Origin of the sequence: Isoptericola sp. NPDC060257, assembly GCF_042726645.1 — a bacterium.
In the GTDB taxonomy this organism is placed as follows: domain Bacteria; phylum Actinomycetota; class Actinomycetes; order Actinomycetales; family Cellulomonadaceae; genus Isoptericola; species Isoptericola nanjingensis.
In genome coordinates, this window is record NZ_JBHXAW010000414.1 from 1 (window position 1) to 2,510 (window position 2,510).

1 protein-coding gene is annotated in these 2,510 nt (G+C 73.5%); it reads right to left on the reverse strand.

Annotated elements, in window-relative coordinates; translation table 11 throughout:
* Positions 1-2,183: molybdopterin-dependent oxidoreductase (locus ACFWEK_RS20735; protein WP_430555263.1), on the reverse strand; the 2,183-nt coding region annotated here is incomplete at its 3' end.
* Positions 2,184-2,510: the final 327 nt, after the last annotated feature.

The window sequence follows — 2,510 nt, forward strand, 5'->3', positions numbered from 1 at the left end:
CAGGCGAACCGCAGGGTCCCGGCCCTGAGCTCGTCGACGACGTGCTGCTCGGGCTCCTTGCCCGCCGCGCGCGCCTCGTCGACGAGGTCCAGCGGGTTGCGGTCGAACGTCGGGTAGCTCGGCATCCAGCCGCGCTGCGCCGACTCCACCAACGAGTCCGCCGTCGTGCGGCCCGCCAGGACCCCGGGCGCGAGGGGGGAGGCGAGCGCGTCGGCGGGCATCCCGTCGTAGCGCCACTGGTCCGTGGCCAGGTAGAACCAGCCGGTGCCGATCATCTGGCGCGGCGGGCGCACCCAGTCCAGGCCGCCCGCGTACTGCGCCCAGCCGGTGATCGGCCGGCACTTCTCCTGGCCCACGTAGTGCGCCCACCCGCCGCCGTTGACGCCCTGGCAGCCGGTGATCGTGGTGAGCGTGAGGAAGGCGCGGTAGATCGTGTCCGAGTGGAACCAGTGGTTCGCGCCCGCGCCCATGATGATCATCGAGCGGCCGCCCGAGTCCTCGGCGTTCTGCGCGAACTCGCGGCCGATCTGCGCGGCGTCCGCGGCCCGCACGCCGGTGATCTCCTCCTGCCAGGCCGGGGTGCCCGGCGCCGTCGCGTCGTCGTAGCCGGTGGGCCACTCGCCCGGCAGGGCGAGCTCCGCCCGCTCGACGCCGTACTGCGCCAGCAGCAGGTCGAAGACCGTGCACACCAGGTGCCCGCCCACGCGCCGGGTCGGCACGCCGCGGGTCAGCACGCCCTTGCCGCCGAGGTGTGCCTGCTGCGCGCCGTCGCCCGCACCGCCGTCGTCACCGTCGGGGACGACGTCGAACCGGGGCAGCAGCACCGCCGCGGTGCCCCGCTCGCCGGACGCCGCGCCGTCCGCCACCGACAGCAGCGGGTCGACGTCGCCCAGGTCGAGGTTCCACCTCCCCTCGCCCGCCTCGCCGTACCGGTCGGCGAGGGTGCCGTTCGGTGCGACGACGGCGCCGTCGGCGCCCAGCAGCAGCGTCCGGAAGCTCGGGTTCGCCGCCGTCGACGCGCCCGGGAGGACGGCGTCGTCCACGTCCGCGGCGGTGAGGAACTTGCCCGGCACGTACGCGCCGTCCTTCTCGTCCAGCCGCACCAGGAACGGCGCGTCCGCGTACTTCTTGAGGTAGTCGACGAACGGGGCGGTCCGCTTCTCGACGAGGAACTCCCGCAGGATCACGTGTCCCATCGCCATCGCCAGGGCCCCGTCGGTGCCCGGCTGGGGCGCCAGCCACTGGTCGGCGAACTTCGTGTTGTCCGCGTAGTCGGGGGACACGGAGACGACCTTGGTGCCGCGGTAGCGCGCCTCGGCCATGAAGTGCGCGTCCGGGGTGCGGGTCACCGGGATGTTGGAGCCCCACATGATCAGGTAGGACGAGTTCCACCAGTCCGCGGACTCCGGCACGTCCGTCTGGTCGCCGAACACCTGCGGGGAGGCGACCGGCAGGTCCGCGTACCAGTCGTAGAACGACAGCATCGTGCCGCCCAGCATCTGCACGAACCGGGCACCGACGCCGTGCGACACCATCGACATCGCGGGGATGGGGGAGAAGCCAGCGACGCGGTCGGGGCCGTGCGCCTTGATCGTGTGGACGTGCGCCGCCGCGACGATCTCCGCCGCCTCGTCCCACGTGGCCCGCACCAGGCCGCCCTTGCCGCGCGCGCTCTTGTACGCCCGCGCCGTCTCCGGGTCGGACGTCAGCCGCTCCCACGCGAGCACCGGGTCCCCTCCGACCGCGGCCTTCGCCTCCCGGTACGCCCGCAGCAGGACGCCGCGCACGTAGGGGTAGCGCACCCGCGTGGGCGAGTACGTGTACCAGGAGAACGCGGCGCCGCGGGGGCAGCCGCGCGGCTCGTACTCGGGGGAGTCCGGGCCCACCGACGGGTAGTCCGTCTGCTGCGTCTCCCACGTGATGATGCCGTCCTTGACGTACACCTTCCACGAGCACGAGCCCGTGCAGTTCACGCCGTGGGTGGAGCGCACCACCTTGTCGTGCGACCACCGGTCCCGGTAGAAGACGTCACCCTCGCGCCCACCCTTGAGGAACAGCTGGCGCAGGTCCTCCGACACGTCCCCCTTGCGCAGGTGCTTGCCGAGCCGCAGCAGGGCGTCGGCGGCCCCGGTCGGCGGCGCCGCCCCGAGGTCAGCGGTGACGGGCGGGCGGGTGGTCGACATGCGCACTCCTGGGGCTGGGGGACCGTAGAGTCACTGCTTCGCATCATGGGCCCGGACCTGCGACAGCGCATGTCGGGCAGGGTGCCGGCGGGACCGCCCGTCGGCGGCGTCGGAGCCGGGTCCCGCCCGCTGCTCCGCGGACGACCGGGCACGCCGGGACCTCACAGGGCTGCCCCGGAGTCTGTGCGTTCGTGCTCACGCGCATTTCACGGCCGGACGCCGGGCGTCGAAACACCGCCTTCCTAGCGTCGGACCTGCCGGCCCGAGGACGCGCCGGTGGTTCCAGACCACCGCCCGGCGTCGTCGGGCCTGCGCACAGGAGGACAC